General features: G+C 46.6%; 14 protein-coding genes. 10 read left to right on the forward strand and 4 right to left on the reverse strand.

Annotation, left to right across the window (positions count from 1 at the left end; genetic code table 11):
- Positions 1–27: 27 nt before the first annotated feature.
- A complete protein-coding gene (locus JK154_RS02255; protein ID WP_211990845.1) occupies positions 28–480 on the reverse strand; it encodes a YchJ family protein in 453 nt (150 codons plus the stop codon).
- Between the two features lie 729 nt (positions 481–1,209).
- Here JK154_RS02255 and rssB point away from each other — a divergent pair.
- Both rssB and galU read left to right on the forward strand, forming a co-directional pair.
- Entirely contained in the window at positions 1,210–2,223 is a 1,014-nt protein-coding gene (gene rssB, locus JK154_RS02260; protein ID WP_211990846.1) for a two-component system response regulator RssB, read from the forward strand.
- Between the two features lie 195 nt (positions 2,224–2,418).
- On the forward strand, positions 2,419–3,327 hold the full coding sequence (gene galU / locus JK154_RS02265; protein ID WP_211990847.1) for a UTP--glucose-1-phosphate uridylyltransferase GalU: 909 nt from the start codon (positions 2,419–2,421) through the stop codon (positions 3,325–3,327).
- An 81-nt stretch (positions 3,328–3,408) separates the two neighbouring features.
- Here the strand turns inward: galU and JK154_RS02270 are convergent, their stop codons facing one another.
- Positions 3,409–3,585: a hypothetical protein gene (locus JK154_RS02270; RefSeq protein ID WP_211990848.1), complete on the reverse strand. Its 177-nt coding sequence runs from the start codon at positions 3,583–3,585 to the stop codon at positions 3,409–3,411.
- Positions 3,586–4,519: 934 nt separating this feature from the next.
- On the opposite strand from JK154_RS02270, the gene JK154_RS02275 reads away from it, so the two are divergent.
- Positions 4,520–4,666 carry a hypothetical protein gene (locus JK154_RS02275; protein ID WP_211990849.1) on the forward strand — a complete coding sequence of 49 codons (147 nt, stop codon included), beginning with the start codon at positions 4,520–4,522 and terminating at the stop codon, positions 4,664–4,666.
- Between the two features lie 173 nt (positions 4,667–4,839).
- Here the strand turns inward: JK154_RS02275 and hns are convergent, their stop codons facing one another.
- Positions 4,840–5,247 (reverse strand): histone-like nucleoid-structuring protein H-NS, encoded by a 408-nt coding sequence (gene hns / locus JK154_RS02280; RefSeq protein WP_211990850.1) that lies wholly within the window; start codon positions 5,245–5,247, stop codon positions 4,840–4,842.
- A 534-nt stretch (positions 5,248–5,781) separates the two neighbouring features.
- On the opposite strand from hns, the gene tdk reads away from it, so the two are divergent.
- Entirely contained in the window at positions 5,782–6,408 is a 627-nt protein-coding gene (tdk, locus tag JK154_RS02285; RefSeq protein WP_211990949.1) for a thymidine kinase, read from the forward strand.
- A 542-nt stretch (positions 6,409–6,950) separates the two neighbouring features.
- On the opposite strand, the gene adhE is transcribed toward tdk, so the two are convergent.
- Entirely contained in the window at positions 6,951–9,626 is a 2,676-nt protein-coding gene (adhE, locus tag JK154_RS02290) for a bifunctional acetaldehyde-CoA/alcohol dehydrogenase (RefSeq protein ID WP_211990851.1), read from the reverse strand.
- Positions 9,627–10,104: 478 nt separating this feature from the next.
- Between adhE and JK154_RS02295 the strand changes: the two genes are divergently transcribed.
- The 6 genes from JK154_RS02295 (at position 10,105) to oppF (ending at position 17,084) form a co-directional block, all read left to right on the forward strand.
- Positions 10,105–10,752: a YchE family NAAT transporter gene (locus JK154_RS02295; RefSeq protein ID WP_211990852.1), complete on the forward strand. Its 648-nt coding sequence runs from the start codon at positions 10,105–10,107 to the stop codon at positions 10,750–10,752.
- 717 nt (positions 10,753–11,469) lie between these two features.
- The gene (oppA, locus tag JK154_RS02300; RefSeq protein WP_211990853.1) at positions 11,470–13,101 is read left to right on the forward strand and encodes an oligopeptide ABC transporter substrate-binding protein OppA; all 1,632 of its coding nucleotides are present in this window, start codon (positions 11,470–11,472) and stop codon (positions 13,099–13,101) included.
- Positions 13,102–13,209: 108 nt separating this feature from the next.
- Positions 13,210–14,130, forward strand: a complete 921-nt coding sequence (gene oppB / locus JK154_RS02305; protein ID WP_211990854.1) for an oligopeptide ABC transporter permease OppB — start codon at positions 13,210–13,212, stop codon at positions 14,128–14,130.
- A 16-nt stretch (positions 14,131–14,146) separates the two neighbouring features.
- Positions 14,147–15,055 (forward strand): oligopeptide ABC transporter permease OppC, encoded by a 909-nt coding sequence (gene oppC, locus JK154_RS02310; protein WP_211990950.1) that lies wholly within the window; start codon positions 14,147–14,149, stop codon positions 15,053–15,055.
- Between the two features lie 11 nt (positions 15,056–15,066).
- Positions 15,067–16,083, forward strand: a complete 1,017-nt coding sequence (locus JK154_RS02315; protein ID WP_211990855.1) for an ABC transporter ATP-binding protein — start codon at positions 15,067–15,069, stop codon at positions 16,081–16,083.
- Positions 16,080–17,084 carry a murein tripeptide/oligopeptide ABC transporter ATP binding protein OppF gene (gene oppF, locus JK154_RS02320; RefSeq protein ID WP_211990856.1) on the forward strand — a complete coding sequence of 335 codons (1,005 nt, stop codon included), beginning with the start codon at positions 16,080–16,082 and terminating at the stop codon, positions 17,082–17,084. Before JK154_RS02315 ends, oppF begins: the two co-directional genes overlap by 4 nt.
- Positions 17,085–17,142 lie beyond the last annotated feature (58 nt).

Below are 17,142 nucleotides of genomic sequence, written 5' to 3' on the forward strand. Positions count from 1 at the left end.
GATAATGCTTCAGGGGGTTAAGCGAGCCTAACCACAACATTTTTTAAATTTTTTGCCTGAGCCGCAAGGGCAGGCGTCATTACGACCAAATGCGGGACGTACGCCGTCCACATAGTACCACTGGTCGTTTTCTTTCAGGAAACGAGAACGTTCAATTATGGCAATTTCTTTGCCGCTTTCCTTAAAACGAGCGACAAAACTGACATAAGCCTCATTTTGATCACTGCCGCTGGCTTTCTCAAAGACGGTCAGACCCAGCCAGTCTGGGGTGCCAAAACTCGCAGAAATTTCAGATTCGAGCTCAGGATAGCGGCGAGTCGGGTGCCAGCTCGCCACTAAATAGTCTGCCCGGGCAAGTACGAAAGCAGTATAACGCGATCTCATCAATTGCTCTGCGTGCTCAGGATACTGGCGGGCATCCAGATAAGACTGACAACATGAGCTATACTCCAGACCGCTGCCACATGGACACAGCTGCATTTATTGATCTCCAGGAAATAGGGACGTTATCTGTAAGATAATGACCGAGGTTCGGTTAACCGAATCGTTACTTTGCCGCTATGGCGTGATTGCCGTGAAATTTGACTGAGCGCAATGCTACTGGTAAGAGTGACGTGGACAATCTTGTCGAATCCTGTGGCAAAATCAGAACATGCAGTGATAGTGATGGTTGAGTCCGGTAATTATACCAGAGCAGGGCTATTGGGGGTAGGGTACTTGAGTGGATATGCTCCCCACCAGAGGGAGACCCCTTTTACCAATACCGAAGATGTATTTAGTCATACTCAAGGAGGAGTTTATCGTGAGGGAGAGCCGAAGGGCGTGTTACATCTCATTATATGTTGTCAGGTTGCCACTATCTGCCAGCCGGCCGTTTTTTATACTGGTGCCTGGTCAGGCGGTAAAATTCACTGATGTGGGCTATAATGAAAATCACTTAGCTTCAGTTGCTACTTGGGTCATTCAGCCACAAGAAGCAACTCAGGAGCAAGCCGATTCAGGGAATGAACCCGTTGCTGCACCGTACCCGGTACACATTGCCAGCAGGATTATGCACGGGCAATATTGTGCTGAATCGCAGCCTGCAGCTTTTACATTTTTTGGTTGTCATACACGCAAACGCCAGCATCTTTTTCGTTATGCCAGACCCGGTGAGGATAAAAACAGTATTGTGTCACGATTGAGTTACTATCAGGCTGGAGAGCATTCATGCGCCGGCCATTAGAAGGAAAGAAAATCCTTATAGCCGATGAGGACACAACATTTGGCACTTTGCTCGACCGGTATTTTTTATCTCTGGGGGCAGTGCCTGTCACGGTCAATGATGGCGTTACGGCATTAACTAAGTTTAATGAGGCAAAACCTGATTTATTAATCTGTGATCTGAACATGTCTCCGGTGACGGGGTTACAGCTCATAGAACAGATCCGGCATCAAGATAGCGAACTGCCCATTCTGGTGATCTCCGGGGCGGATAACATGTCACAAATTGCCAAAGCACTGCGTTTTGGTGTGCAGGATGTGCTGCTAAAACCGATGGAGGATTTTGACAGACTACGTGAAACCGTTCTTACCTGTCTTTATCCACTGATGTTTGGTTCGCGTGTTGAAGAAGAAGAGAGACTGTTTGAACACTGGGATGCATTCGCCCGGGATCCCATCGCGGCATCAAAGCTATTGCATGAGTTACAGCCCCCGGTACAGCAAGTCGTTTCCCATTGTCGCGTCAATTATCGTCAGTTGATTTCAGTGGATAAACCCGGGTTGGTGCTGGATATTGCACCACTGTCAGAAGATGATTTAGCTTTTTACTGCCTCGACGTTACCCGGAGTGGTGATAACGGCGTGTTAGCTGCCTTATTATTGCGCGTGCTGTTTAATGGTTTATTGCAAGAGCAGCTGGTTCACGAGCACCATCGTTTACCTGAATTAGGTCGGTTACTGAAACAGCTTAATCAGCTGCTTCGACAGGCCAATCTGACCGGTCAGTTCCCGTTGTTAATTGGTTATTATCATCGCGGCAGAAGGAAACTGATTCTGATCTCTGCCGGTTTGAATGCCAGCCTGAGCATTGATAAACAGCACAAGGAACTGAATAGTGGGTTACCACTCGGCACCCTCAGCAATGTTTACCCTAATCAGATGAGTCTTGAATGCGACTCCTGGCATTGCCAGGTATGGGGGAGCGGGGGACGCTTACGGTTAATGTTGTCTGCGGAATGAGCAGTCAGACGATAAAAAAAAAGAAGCCGTACTCAGGTTTATATCCTGGTGGTAGTATCATGCGGTTTTCTCGTATTTATCCTATTAACAGGGGCATGGATAAATCGCAGTGTTTAACGTTACAATCGATATAATGACTAGCCTCTTTAATATTAATGGCAAATATACAGCTTAAACAGTGTTGGAGATTTTTTGATGGCTGCTATCAATTCTAAAGTAACAAAAGCTGTTATCCCGGTAGCGGGATTAGGCACGCGTATGTTGCCCGCAACCAAAGCAATTCCTAAAGAAATGCTGCCGTTGGTGGACAAACCGCTGATTCAGTATGTGGTAAATGAGTGTATTGCAGCGGGTATCACCGAAATTGTTCTGGTGACTCACTCATCAAAGAACTCCATTGAAAACCATTTTGATACCAGCTTTGAACTGGAAGCGATGCTTGAAAAACGCGTTAAGCGTCAGCTTCTGGAAGAAGTTCAGTCGATCTGCCCTCCGCACGTCACCATCATGCAGGTGCGTCAGGGACTGGCGAAAGGTCTGGGCCATGCAGTGCTGTGCGCCCATCCAGTAGTGGGTGACGAGCCAGTGGCTGTCATCCTCCCCGATGTCATCCTGGATGAATACGAGTCAGATTTGTCCCGTGACAACTTAGCGGAAATGATTAGCCGCTTTGATGAGACGAAACATAGCCAGATAATGGTTGAGCCGGTTGCGGATGTCACCGCATATGGTGTGGTCGACTGCCAGGGCGCAACGCTTTCCCCGGGTGGCAGTGCGCCGATGGTGGGCATTGTAGAAAAACCTAAAGCTGATGAAGCACCGTCCAATCTTGCGGTTGTCGGACGCTATGTTCTGAGTGCTGGCATTTGGCCACTGCTGTCGAAGACGCCTCCAGGTGCTGGTGACGAGATTCAGTTAACTGACTCTATCGCGATGCTAATGGAAAAAGAGACCGTTGAGGCTTACCACATGAAGGGCGTCAGTCATGACTGTGGCAATAAATTAGGCTATATGGAAGCATTTGTAGAATATGGCATTCGCCATAAAACGCTGGGCGAAGATTTTAAAGCCTGGTTAAAAACAACACTGGGTAACTTAAAGTAAAGACATTATCGTTCATTAATTAAAATGTGACGTTTACCGGACGTGGTTCTCCTGAAAAGGTTTGCCACGTTTTTTTATGTGTTACAGCAGCAGGGAGTTTGATTTATCGCGCTGTGCTGATAACCATGCGGGTATCAGGCAAATAACGTCACCGTACTTGTCATCATTAACGTATCCTGCCAGTCGACGAATAAGCCCTGAAAATATAAAGGGATTAAATCGTTTTTTGAAATAAAGCCCGCCGTACTCATGTTCCATACATTCAGCCACTGAGAGTGATGATAATAGATAACGTGATACACGGAATGAAAAATTGTTTAAAGTTACCCAAGAAAATCAAAAAACTGAGCGGGTATTGCTTTTCTTTCCGCCATTCAGAGATGAAATAAAGAATTTTTTAGTGCCAGCCTGTGGCTGCTATGCCCTTACCTGGTCAGGGATACTGTATCCAGATGAACTACTGGTATTGATAAAATGCTGTCTGTACCTGAAAGATTAAATAACCAGCGTTATCGGCACGTCGTACTCCTTTAGGGGTAGGCAGGATTTTGAGGGGAGTAATGAATAATTTACATCTGCTGGTGTAAGTTAACACCAGGAAAAAGATTGTTGCACGTCTGTCATCCCTTTATTTTAAACAAGTAGATTAAATAACTTTAAAAAAGCATATTGTCATAAATTGATACAGGTAGAATTCTGCTGCCGATGGTATATAACAGGAAAATGTTCCCCACTCAGTTTATAGACGGATGGCCATACGCTTCTGGCATAAAGGTAATTGCCGCATGATTTCTATGCTAACGAAAGTATGGGCAACGCTGTGGGTTTATAATTTGTTCTGTTAACGTCCTTAATGTATGGCGGGTTTTTTTAAGCTGTCTACTGGAGTGATTATGACGTCATTTGTCTGATAGCATGGGTTAAGTATTCAAAAATAAGGGGCTGGTTATTTTTCATTGCTATTGGTTATGAGCACCAACGGATACCTGAATCAAAAGCTATTTTAATAGGTTAATATGCCGCAGCCAGGGAGACTGCCGGGTTACACCGTCAGGTAGCGGGGCGAGAATTGTGGTGTAAAAAGCAATAATTCTTATCTGTAAATACAAGGTTACCTGACAATAAACAGGGATAACAGGGACTGTTTCTGCCGCAGGATAAGGGCACTTATTCTGGGTATAAAAGTATCGCTGTGAATATTATTTGCTGTAGTAGTGACCTTGATGCTGTTTTTGTGGCGTCCATTCGGGTGGTGGCACAAACAACAGGGCTGTCAGCAACCTGTTTTGCTGCAATCAGTGCCTGGTGTATTCTGCTGATGGTTGATGAAACCCGGTGAGAGCCTGTCAGCGCAAGGAGAAGCCCTCTGCTGATGCGTTTGCCCCCAAGGGTAATCACCCTTAAGGAAAGTAAACCAGAGCGTCAGAGCATGACTCAGGGTGACATTATTGGTGACGTTATATAATAAAAAATCCCGCCGAAGCGGGATTTTAATAAGCAGCACTCAAGGGATTAGATCAAGAAATCATCCAAAGTCTTACCTTGCTCGTCCATTGCTTTTTTGATGATAGCAGGGGTGCGACCCTGGCCAGTCCAGGTTTTGGTTTCGCCATTTTCATCAATATATTGATATTTAGCAGGGCGAGCAGCACGTTTACCTTTACCGGCAGTTTTAACGGCAGCCATGCTGTTCAGTAATTCATTTGGATCAATACCGTCTGCAATCAGCATTTCACGATATTGCTGTAATTTACGAGTACGTTCTTCAATTTCAGCAGCAGCAGCGCTGTCTTCTTCACGACGCTCATTAACAACAACTTCTAATTTTTCCAGCATCTCTTCCAGAGTTTCCAGAGTACATTCTCTTGCCTGTGCACGCAGTGTACGGATGTTGTTCAAAATTTTAAGTGCTTCGCTCATTTTAGTAATCTCAGGATTATTTATTGGGGTATGTTGTGATAATAATAGAGCCATTATATCCGTTCTGCAATAGGAAATAATGGCGTTGGATAAAAATATACAGATATATACGCAGAAATTAAATGTCGATAACTTAAATTACCAGGATTTTTCTGTAGTAATGGCGCGGATGACACTCGTTTTTTAACCAGTTTACCTTACTGCGTCAACAGCTGTGTCGTGCAACAGAATTTAGCATTAGTTGATAAATATAATACCGAACTATTATACAGGCAGGTATTGGGTAACCGATTACAAACGAAAATAATTTCGATAAATTATCATTGTGAGCTATACGAATTAACGCCTTGATTACGGTGAATGTTACAATTAAACATAATTATCCGAATTCTATTATGTGTGGGATGTCACACCGTTTATATATCGGCTAATGTTCTTATGGCTGTGTTACTCAACATCATCAGCGCCTTAGGTGAAAGGCTTGTGATACAATCTGGCAAAACAATCTTCACTTTGACTCAGGCAGCAAGCGCGATGGCACAACTCTATTTCTACTACTCGGCAATGAATGCGGGTAAATCTACCGCTCTATTACAGTCTTCATACAATTATCAAGAACGAGGCATGCGCACCCTGGTTTATACCGCAGAAATCGATAATCGTTTTGGTAGCGGCAAGGTGAGCTCACGTATTGGCCTGGCTTCCCCGGCAAAACTTTATCATCAAACCACAGACTTATATGCAGAGATCAAAGAAGAGCACTTATCCTCACCGATCCATTGTGTATTAGTTGATGAGAGTCAGTTTTTAACCCGTGAGCAGGTATATGCCTTATCTGATGTTGTCGATGAATTATCGATTCCCGTTTTATGTTATGGCTTACGCACTGATTTTCGCGGGGAGTTGTTTAACGGCAGTCACTATTTACTGGCGCTGTCCGATAAACTGGTGGAACTGAAAACCATCTGTTTCTGTGGGCGTAAAGCGGGGATGGTATTAAGGCTCGACAGTGAAGGGCGCCCTTATAACGAAGGTGAGCAGGTCGTTATTGGGGGAAATGAACGCTATGTCTCGGTCTGTCGAAAACATTATAAAGAGGCACAAAAAAAAGGTTCTCTGCGTGATATACAGATGAATGCAGGCAGAACAGGGGACCTGTGATAACGACGCCGCAGGAACGTCCTCAGGCGGTTATCGGGCGGCTATGCAGCACGAGATAACCGTGACGCATTCAAGACACAGAGGCTCACCTGAATGGAGAAACGCTCCCGCCAGTTCGGCGCGTTATGTCCGCAATCCCCCCAGAGGTGGTAATCAGGCCTCTCAGCACATTCTCTTTCCCGGCCCGCGGTGACCACCATCTGAATATTGTTTATCGCCCGGCAGTCTGCCATCTTTTCCGGCAAATATTCTGTCAGGGGCTGTCGGGGCGGAACGTGAGCAGAAACCCGTTGTCGCGCCGGGAGATATATCCCCGGGGGACAGGGATGGCCGTCCTCTCAGCGGTACGATAGCGGGTAATAATAAGAGGTCATATGACTGCGCTGGGGCGGGGTATCAGGCGGGGGAGGCAGTGACTGGGCATGAGGGATATATGCCCGAATCGTGTCCGCTGACGAAATAAAAAGCCCCTACTGACCACAACGTGGTGTTCGGGGCTCAATGAGGCGACGTTACTGACCGTCGCAGCCGTTAATCAGGCGTTATTTTTTGCTTTTTTTCTCTACTTTTGGTGCGGGGACCGCGGTTTCTTTCACTGCCTCAGCACCACCTTCGACATACTCACGACCATAATAAGTATCCAGCAGAATCTGTTTCAGTTCAGAAATCAACGGATAGCGTGGGTTGGCGCCAGTACACTGGTCATCGAATGCATCTTCAGAAAGCTTGTCTACATTCGCCAGGAAGTCTGATTCCTGAACACCGGCTTCGCGGATAGATTTCGGAATACCCAGTTCAGCTTTAATCTCATCCAGCCAGGCCAGCAATTTCTCAATTTTAACCGCAGTTTTATCACCGACGGCAGTAAGACCCAAGTGGTCAGCAATTTCAGAGTAACGACGACGAGCCTGTGGACGGTCATACTGACTGAAAGCAGTCTGTTTGGTTGGGTTATCGTTAGCGTTATAGCGAATAACGTTTGAGATAAGCAGGGCGTTCGCCAGACCATGAGGAATATGGAACTGTGAACCCAGTTTGTGGGCCATTGAGTGACACACCCCTAAGAAGGCGTTAGCAAACGCAATCCCGGCAATGGTCGCAGCACTGTGAACACGCTCACGAGCAACAGGGTCTTTGGCACCAAATTTATAAGAATTTGGCAGGTTTTCTTTGAGCAGTTTCAGTGCCTGCAGGGCCTGACCATCAGAAAACTCACTCGCCAGGACAGAAACATAAGCTTCCAGTGCGTGGGTTACCGCATCCAGGCCACCAAAGGCACAGAGAGACTTCGGCATATCCATGACCAGGTTGGCATCAACAATAGCCATATCCGGGGTCAGGGCATAATCTGCCAGCGGGTATTTCTGTCCTGTCGCATCGTCAGTCACTACCGCAAACGGTGTGACTTCAGAGCCGGTACCTGAAGTGGTGGTCACGGCGATCATTTTCGCTTTGACGCCCATTTTCGGGAATTTGTGAATACGTTTACGGATATCCATAAAGCGCAGTGCTAAATCTTCAAAGTGGGTTTCAGGATGTTCATACATCACCCACATGATTTTAGCCGCATCCATTGGGGACCCGCCCCCCAGAGCGATAATCACATCCGGTTTAAAGGAGTTGGCTAATTCTGCACCTTTACGTACAACGGTCAGTGTCGGGTCAGCTTCGACTTCAAAGAAGACTTCAGTTTCGACACCTGCCGCTTTTAAAACTGAGGTGATCTGGTCTGCATAACCATTATTGAATAAGAAACGGTCAGTAACAATGAGGGCGCGTTTATGACCATCGGTGATGACTTCATCCAGCGCGATAGGCAATGAACCACGACGGAAGTAGATGGATTTAGGAAGTTTATGCCACAGCATATTCTCAGCTCGCTTAGCCACAGTTTTCTTATTAATAAGGTGTTTTGGACCCACGTTCTCAGAGATGGAGTTACCTCCCCAGGAACCACAACCCAGCGTCAGCGATGGCGCCAGTTTGAAGTTATACAGGTCACCAATCCCCCCTTGAGACGCAGGGGTGTTAATAAGAATACGAGCGGTTTTCATCTTATCGCCGAAGTATTTCACACGCTCAGGTTGGTTATCCTGATCAGTGTACAAACAAGAGGTATGACCGATACCCCCCATTTCAACCAGTTTTTCTGCTTTAACGACTGCGTCATCAAAGTTTTTAGCACGATACATCGCAAGGGTCGGCGACAGTTTTTCATGAGCAAAAGGTTCAGACTCATCAACATCAGTCACTTCGCCAATCAGAATTTTGGTACCAGCCGGGACGCTGAAACCCGCCAGTTCTGCAATTTTAAACGCTGGCTGGCCGACAATGGCTGCGTTCAGCGCACCATTTTTCAGGATGATATCCTGCACGGCTTTCAGTTCTTTACCTTGCAGCAGATAACCGCCATGCTCCTCAAAACGTTTACGCACTGCGGCATAGACTTCATCAACCACAATGACACTCTGTTCAGATGCACAGATAACCCCGTTATCGAAGGTTTTTGACATCAGGATAGAAGCGACCGCACGTTTGATGTCGGCTGTTTCATCAATGACGACAGGGGTATTACCGGCACCAACGCCGATAGCAGGCTTGCCGGAGCTGTATGCTGCTTTAACCATGCCCGGTCCACCCGTCGCCAGGATCATGTTAATGTCCGGGTGATGCATCAGGGCGTTGGACAGTTCCACAGATGGCTGGTCAATCCAGCCGATCAGGTCTTTTGGTGCGCCAGCTGCAATAGCCGCCTGCAGTACGATATCCGCTGCTTTATTGGTTGCATCTTTTGCACGTGGGTGTGGTGAGAAAATGATACCGTTACGTGTCTTCAGGCTGATAAGTGATTTAAAGATGGCAGTAGAGGTTGGGTTAGTCGTAGGGACGATGCCGCAGATAATACCAATAGGTTCTGCAATAGTGATGGTACCAAAAGTGTCATCTTCAGAAAGGACACCGCAGGTTTTTTCGTCTTTGTAAGCATTGTAAATGTATTCAGAAGCAAAGTGGTTTTTAATCACTTTATCTTCAACAATCCCCATGCCCGATTCCGCAACAGCAAGTTTTGCTAATGGGATACGTGCATCTGCTGCAGCCAGGGCCGCTGCGCGGAAGATTTTATCAACTTGTTCTTGAGTGAAATTGGCATATTCACGCTGGGCTTTCTTTACGCGTTCTACAAGGGCGTTAAGTTCCGCGACATTAGTAACAGCCATAATGCTCTCCTGATAATGTTAAACTTTTTTAGTAAATAAGCATCCCAAAACGCAAGTATAGTCAGCAAATGAAAATAATGTGTTAAGAAGGACATGTTAATGAAACTTTATTAATATGTTCTGCCTATTTACTAAAAAAGCCTGGTCCTGCTGGTTCAGACATTCTGTTGGTTTTCTGCCCTTAACTTGCTATCAAGACTAGCGATTTTCTTTATCTTGTTTCGTGATCTAAATCACATATTTCTATTGCTGACTCCTTTCAGCATGCAATATTCAGCCTTATGAATTGCCAGATAAAACTGGTTACATTCCATTTAAATTTTCACGGATATTGGTTAACAGAATCCCAACATAACAACCCGGTTTGAGCATAATAGGTTGCCAGGGACGTTATGTGATGAAAGAACGTAGCCCTGATGAGGGTTTTCTATTACATTACGCGGGTATTTGCAGTCATTTTTACCTTGTGGGGCGATGTGTGACACAATCTTTTTTTGATTTAGCAACCTATTTTAAATTTTTCATCGGCCTGTTTGCGCTGGTTAACCCGGTGGGTATTATTCCCGTGTTTATTAGCATGACGAGCTACCAGACGGCGGCTGCCAGGAATAAAACCAATCTTACCGCCAACCTGTCTGTCGCAATAATACTCTGGACTTCACTTTTCCTCGGTAACGCTATTCTGCAAATGTTTGGTATTTCAATCGACTCCTTCCGGATTGCTGGCGGTATTCTGGTGGTGACCATTGCCATGTCGATGATCAGTGGCAAACTGGGTGAAGATAAGCAGAACAAACAGGAGAAATCAGAGAGTGTTATAAGGGAAAGTATTGGGGTCGTTCCACTGGCACTACCCTTGATGGCTGGCCCCGGTGCGATTAGTTCCACCATTGTTTGGGGCGTGAAATATAACAACTGGCAGCATTTTCTTGGCTTCTCTCTGGCGATAGCCTTGTTTGCTCTGAGCTGCTGGGCACTGTTCCGTATCGCTCCCTGGCTGGTTCGTATGCTGGGGCAGACCGGTATTAACGTTATAACCCGTATTATGGGGCTGCTATTAATGTCTCTGGGTATCGAATTTATCGTGACGGGTGTGAAATCTATTTTCCCGGGGCTGGCGGGTTAGTGTAAGACGTTGCGTCCGGAGAGGAGAAATGCCTGCACTGATTTTTAGTGTCGGCAATAAGGGGCATTATTACTTTTTGTTTTTCCAGATGATTAGCGGTGAATTGCATTATGACCGGTGCGGGGCACCGCATTTATTTCGCCTCATCAGGTGTGGTCTGACACGCTCAGGGCAAGACATATTGACGTCAGTTTATAGTGATATAACTATTTCTTATATTACAGGGAGATAACGTGCTAAAAAATCATCAGCTTATTGATTTTGCTTATATCGGCAGATGAATGGATGTCACTTTATTCACACTGAAAATAATGTCATATCGGTTTGATTTTTAATGTTTTATTATTATATGGTTGTTTTTTTATCGCCCCTTCAGATAAAAATAAAGAGAATTACTTAACAAATCTGCAAATTGTATTGGCGACAGCCACAAGCTTTTGATACTTTCCATGCAAAATAATTCTCTTAGAAATGGTGTGTTTTCAGAGCAGAATGATATGGCTTGCAAGTTTTGCTCTACGGAATAGCGTATTTATTGTCCATGACCACGCAATTAATGGGCAATAAAGCGTCAAGGACTTGACTGTCAGTAAGGATGACCCGGGAATAATATCAAAAGCAGCGGGATGCCTTACAGAGGGTTCACGCAGCCTCCTGTTAAGGCTAAAACACGTTGACGAATTGATGAACAACGATGATAAGTGGGGTAGCAACAAGATGGCGATAATTTCTAAAAAAAGTTTGATCACAGCAAGTATTTTGAGTGCGCTTATTGCGGGTAATGTTGCAATAGCAGCCGACGTTCCGGCTGGCGTGACATTAGCCGAGAAACAAACCTTAGTACGTAATAATGGCTCTGAAGTTGAATCCCTTGACCCACATAAAATTCAGGGCGTTCCTGAGTCCAATGTAAGCCGTGACCTGTTTGAAGGCCTGGTTATCAGTGGGGCTGACGGCCATCCCGTTCCAGGCGTTGCTGAGAAATGGGAAAATAAAGACGGTAAAGTCTGGACCTTCCATCTGCGTAAAGATGCCAAATGGTCCAATGGTGAGCCGGTGACGGCTAATGATTTTGTCTATAGCTGGCGTCGTCTGGCTGATCCTAACACCGCTTCTCCTTATTCCAGTTATTTGCAGTACGGTCATCTGAACAATATTGATGATATTCTTGCCGGTAAAAAACCTACCAGTGATCTTGGCGTAAAAGCGCTGGATGACCATACCCTTGAAGTGACGCTGGATGAACCTGTTCCATACTTCTATAAACTCCTTGTCCACCCTTCAATGTCCCCGGTTCCTCAAAGTGCGGTTGAGAAATACAAAGAGAAATGGACCCAGCCTGGCAATATTATCTCCAACGGTGCCTATAAATTAAAAGACTGGGTTGTTAACGAGCGCATCGTACTGGAGCGTAACCCGCAATACTGGGACAACGCCAAAACGGTAATTAACGAAGTGACTTACTTGCCTATCGCATCAGAAGTGACTGACGTTAACCGTTACCGTAGTGGTGAAATCGACATGACTTACAACAACATGCCGATTGAACTGTTCCAGAAACTGAAAAAAGAGATCCCGGCAGAGGTCCGTGTCTCGCCTTATCTGTGCACTTACTACTACGAGTTGAATAACCAGAAAGCGCCATTTACCGATCCACGTGTACGTGCTGCCCTGAAGCTGGGTCTGGACCGTGATATCATTGTAAATAAAGTGAAGAATCAAGGGGACTTGCCCGCTTATGGCTTCACCCCTCCTTATACTGATGGTGCAAAACTGACTGAGCCAGAGTGGTTCGGCTGGACACAAGAGAAGCGTAATGAAGAAGCCAGAAAATTACTGGCTGAAGCTGGTTATACCAAAGATAAACCGCTAACTTTCAACCTGTTATACAACACCTCCGACCTGCATAAAAAACTGGCGATTGCGGCTTCTTCCATCTGGAAAAAGAATCTGGGTGTTGATGTTAAACTCGAAAACCAGGAATGGAAAACCTTCCTTGACTCGCGTCGCCAGGGTAATTATGACGTCGCACGTGCGGCATGGTGTGCTGACTACAATGAGCCAACTTCATTCCTGAACGCCATGCAGTCCGATAGCTCAAATAACTTCACCGGTTATAAGAGCCCGGCGTTCGACAAACTCGTGGGCGCGGCTCTGGAAGCCAGTACCGAAGAGCAGCGTGCTGAGTTGTATAACAAAGCTGAACAACAAATGGACAAAGACTCTGCCATTGTGCCGGTGTTCTACTATGTTAACGCCCGTCTGGTTAAGCCCTGGGTTGGCGGTTACACCGGGCAGGATCCACAAGATAACGTTTACGTGAAAGATCTGTATATCATCAAACATTAATGGCAAATAGTGGGGCAGACTGCCGCCGTTTTTACGGGGAAATTCAGTCTGCCCCATCGTGTCTTGTTTACATCGCACTATAAAGGCACAGGCCAGAAGGTACGGGCAATGTTGAAATTTATTCTACGTCGTTGTTTGGAAGCGGTTCCGACACTCTTTATTCTAATAACTATCTCTTTCTTTATGATGCGTCTGGCTCCGGGGAGCCCTTTTACTAGCGAACGCGCTTTGCCACCAGAAGTTTTGGCAAATATTGAAGCGAAATATCACTTAAATGATCCGATGTATCTCCAGTACTTTAACTACTTAAAACAGTTGGGGCATGGTGATTTCGGACCTTCCTTTAAATATAAAGACTACTCTGTTAATGACTTGGTTGCCGCGAGTTTCCCGGTGTCAGCCAAGCTGGGTCTGGCCGCCTTTATCATGGCGATATTGCTGGGCGTTTCGGCAGGGGTGGTTGCGGCACTGAAGCAAAATACCAAATGGGACTTTACCGTGATGGGGTTTGCTATGACCGGGGTGGTGATCCCGAGTTTTGTTGTGGCACCGTTGCTGGTACTGATCTTTGCGATTAATTTACAGTGGCTTCCCGGCGGCGGCTGGAATGGTGGGGCACTTCCCTACATCATCCTGCCAATGACGGCCCTGTCACTGGCTTATATTGCCAGTATCGCGCGTATTACACGCGGCTCAATGATTGAAGTGTTGCACTCTAACTTTATTCGTACCGCAAGGGCAAAAGGTTTGCCAATGCGGCGTATTATCCTGCGGCATGCACTGAAACCAGCCTTATTGCCAGTGCTCTCTTATTTAGGTCCGGCATTTGTCGGTATTATCACGGGTTCGATGGTTATTGAAACCATCTTTGGCTTGCCGGGTATCGGTCAGCTGTTTGTTAACGGCGCATTAAACCGTGATTATTCACTGGTTTTAAGTCTGACCATTCTGGTTGGGGCTCTGACGATTTTGTTTAATGCCATCGTCGATGTTTTGTACGCCGTTATCGATCCGAAAATTCGATACTAATGCTGGAGTTGTAATCATAATGTTAACCAATAAAAACAGCGAAGCGGTAGGCAACTTCAGTGAGCAATTAGAAGTTGAAGGTCGTAGTCTCTGGCAAGATGCGCGCCGCCGTTTTATCCATAACCGTGCTGCGGTCACCAGTTTAGGTATTCTGTTTCTGATAGCTCTGTTCGTGACTTTTGCACCGATGCTGTCATCTTTCACCTACTTTGATGCGGATTTTGGCATGATGTCAGAAGCCCCGGAGATGGAAACCGGCCACTATTTTGGCACAGACTCCTCCGGGCGTGACTTACTGGTTCGTGTTGCCATTGGTGGGCGCATTTCTCTTATGGTCGGGGTTGCTGCCGCACTAGTGGCTGTGCTCGTTGGTACGTTGTATGGTTCACTGGCGGGCTATGTGGGGGGGAAAACAGACTCCGTCATGATGCGTTTGCTGGAGATCCTGAACTCGTTTCCATTTATGTTTTTTGTGATCCTGCTGGTCACTTTCTTTGGCCAAAATATCCTGCTGATTTTTGTCGCGATTGGCATGGTCTCCTGGCTGGATATGGCACGTATTGTACGTGGCCAGACCCTGAGTCTGAAACGTAAAGAGTTTATTGAAGCCGCGCAGGTCGGTGGGGTATCAACGTTTAAAATAGTGGTGCGTCATATAGTGCCAAACGTATTGGGTGTGGTGGTGGTTTACGCGTCATTGTTAGTACCCAGTATGATCCTGTTTGAATCTTTCCTCAGCTTTCTTGGCCTGGGTACACAGGAGCCATTAAGCAGCTGGGGGGCGTTACTCAGTGATGGTGCTAATTCGATGGAAGTGTCTCCCTGGTTGTTGCTTTTTCCAGCAGCGTTCCTGGTTGTCACCCTGTTTTGTTTCAACTTTATCGGCGATGGCCTGCGTGATGCCCTCGATCCGAAAGACAGATAAGGCGGTCCTCTATGAGTATCACTAACACCTCAGCGAAGACCACTTTGCTTGATCCGCATGATGACGTGCTACTGGATGTTAAAGATCTTCGCGTCAGTTTCTCAACCCCTGATGGGGATGTAACCGCCGTAAACAATTTAAATTTCAGCTTATCGGCAGGTGAGACGTTGGGTATTGTAGGGGAGTCGGGTTCAGGCAAGTCGCAAACTGCATTTGCACTGATGGGCTTACTGGCGGCAAATGGTCGCGTGGGGGGTTCCGCTCGCTTCAACGGCAGTGAACTGCTTAATATCCCTGAAGCCCAGCTTAACCGTCTGCGTGCTGAACAAATCGCAATGATATTCCAGGATCCGATGACCTCGCTAAACCCTTATATGAAGGTAGGCGAGCAGTTAATGGAAGTATTGATCCTGCATAAAAAAATGGGTAAAGCGCAGGCCTTTGAAGAATCGCTGCGTATGCTTGATGCGGTAAAAATGCCTGAAGCGCGTAAACGCATGGGTATGTATCCCCATGAATTTTCTGGCGGTATGCGTCAGCGGGTCATGATAGCCATGGCCCTGTTGTGCCGGCCAAAGCTATTGATTGCTGATGAACCGACCACAGCGCTTGATGTAACGGTACAGGCTCAAATAATGACATTATTAAATGAGCTAAAACATGAATTCAATACTGCCATTATCATGATCACCCATGATTTGGGGGTGGTTGCGGGTATTTGCGATAAAGTCCTGGTGATGTATGCCGGGCGCACAATGGAATACGGCCGTGCCCGGGAAGTCTTTTATGATCCCGTGCATCCTTACTCAATCGGCCTGCTAAATGCGGTTCCGCGTCTTGATACTGAAGGGGAGCTGTTACAGACTATCCCGGGTAATCCGCCAAACCTGCTCCGTCTCCCTTCCGGTTGTCCTTTCCAGCCACGTTGCCCTTATGCGATGGAAAAATGCACCACTGCACCACCACTGGAAGCCTATGGTGAAGGCCGTCTACGTTCCTGCTTCAGAACTGCGGAGGAGTTAGCATGAGTCATCTGACGGAAGAGAGAAAAGTTCTGCTGGAAGTGCAGGATTTGAAAGTGCACTTTACCATTAAGGATGGCAAGCAGTGGTTCTGGAAACCGGCTAAAACGCTTAAGGCTGTTGATGGTGTATCCCTGCGCTTGTACGAAGGTGAAACGCTGGGCGTAGTAGGGGAGTCAGGTTGCGGAAAGTCCACGTTTGCCCGGGCCATCATTGGCCTGGTGAAGGCGACAGAAGGGCGTGTGGCGTGGCTTGGTAAAGATTTGCTGGGCATGAGTCCTGATCAATGGCGTGACGTACGCAGTGATATCCAAATGATCTTCCAGGATCCCCTGGCATCGTTGAACCCGCGTATGAACATTGGCGATATTATTGCCGAACCTTTACTGACTTATCATCCCAAAATGTCTCGCCATGAAGTGCGTGAGCGGGTACAGGCGATGATGATGAAGGTGGGACTGCTACCGAATCTGATTAACCGTTATCCCCATGAGTTTTCCGGTGGCCAATGCCAGCGTATTGGTATTGCCAGAGCGTTGATCCTGGAGCCAAAGCTGATTATCTGTGATGAGCCGGTTTCTGCACTGGATGTATCGATTCAGGCTCAGGTGGTTAATTTACTCCAGCAATTACAGCGAGAGATGGGGCTGTCACTGATTTTTATTGCCCATGATCTGGCCGTAGTAAAACATATTTCAGATCGTGTCCTGGTGATGTACCTCGGTCATGCGGTGGAGTTAGGAACCTACGATGAGGTGTACCGTAATCCCCTTCATCCTTATACGAAAGCCCTGATGTCAGCAGTACCTATCCCTGACCCGGACTTGGAAAAAAATAAGGTGATACAGCTGCTTGAAGGGGAATTACCGTCTCCCATCAATCCTCCATCGGGTTGTGTGTTCCGTACGCGTTGCCCTATTGCGGGACCGGAGTGTGCAATAACACGCCCTGTGCTGGAAGGCAGTTTCCGCCATGCGGTATCCTGCCTTAAAATTGATCCTCTGTAAGTCAGTCATATCAGGCGGGGAGCCCCCGCCTGATAGCTTGAACGGCCCATTGCTATTT

It is taken from the genome of Citrobacter sp. JGM124 (assembly GCF_018257795.1).
Taxonomy (GTDB): Bacteria; Pseudomonadota; Gammaproteobacteria; order Enterobacterales; family Enterobacteriaceae; genus JGM124.

Excerpts from the sequence above, each read along its gene's own strand:
- JK154_RS02255 (WP_211990845.1), bottom strand. The coding sequence starts at position 480 with ATGCAGCTGTGTCCATGTGGCAGCGGTCTGGAGTATAGCTCATGTTGT.
- rssB (WP_211990846.1), top strand. The coding sequence starts at position 1,210 with ATGCGCCGGCCATTAGAAGGAAAGAAAATCCTTATAGCCGATGAGGAC.
- galU (WP_211990847.1), top strand. The coding sequence starts at position 2,419 with ATGGCTGCTATCAATTCTAAAGTAACAAAAGCTGTTATCCCGGTAGCG.
- JK154_RS02270 (WP_211990848.1), bottom strand. The coding sequence starts at position 3,585 with ATGGAACATGAGTACGGCGGGCTTTATTTCAAAAAACGATTTAATCCC.
- hns (WP_211990850.1), bottom strand. The coding sequence starts at position 5,247 with ATGAGCGAAGCACTTAAAATTTTGAACAACATCCGTACACTGCGTGCA.
- tdk (WP_211990949.1), top strand. The coding sequence starts at position 5,782 with ATGGCACAACTCTATTTCTACTACTCGGCAATGAATGCGGGTAAATCT.
- adhE (WP_211990851.1), bottom strand. The coding sequence starts at position 9,626 with ATGGCTGTTACTAATGTCGCGGAACTTAACGCCCTTGTAGAACGCGTA.
- oppA (WP_211990853.1), top strand. The coding sequence starts at position 11,470 with ATGGCGATAATTTCTAAAAAAAGTTTGATCACAGCAAGTATTTTGAGT.
- oppB (WP_211990854.1), top strand. The coding sequence starts at position 13,210 with ATGTTGAAATTTATTCTACGTCGTTGTTTGGAAGCGGTTCCGACACTC.
- JK154_RS02315 (WP_211990855.1), top strand. The coding sequence starts at position 15,067 with ATGAGTATCACTAACACCTCAGCGAAGACCACTTTGCTTGATCCGCAT.
- oppF (WP_211990856.1), top strand. The coding sequence starts at position 16,080 with ATGAGTCATCTGACGGAAGAGAGAAAAGTTCTGCTGGAAGTGCAGGAT.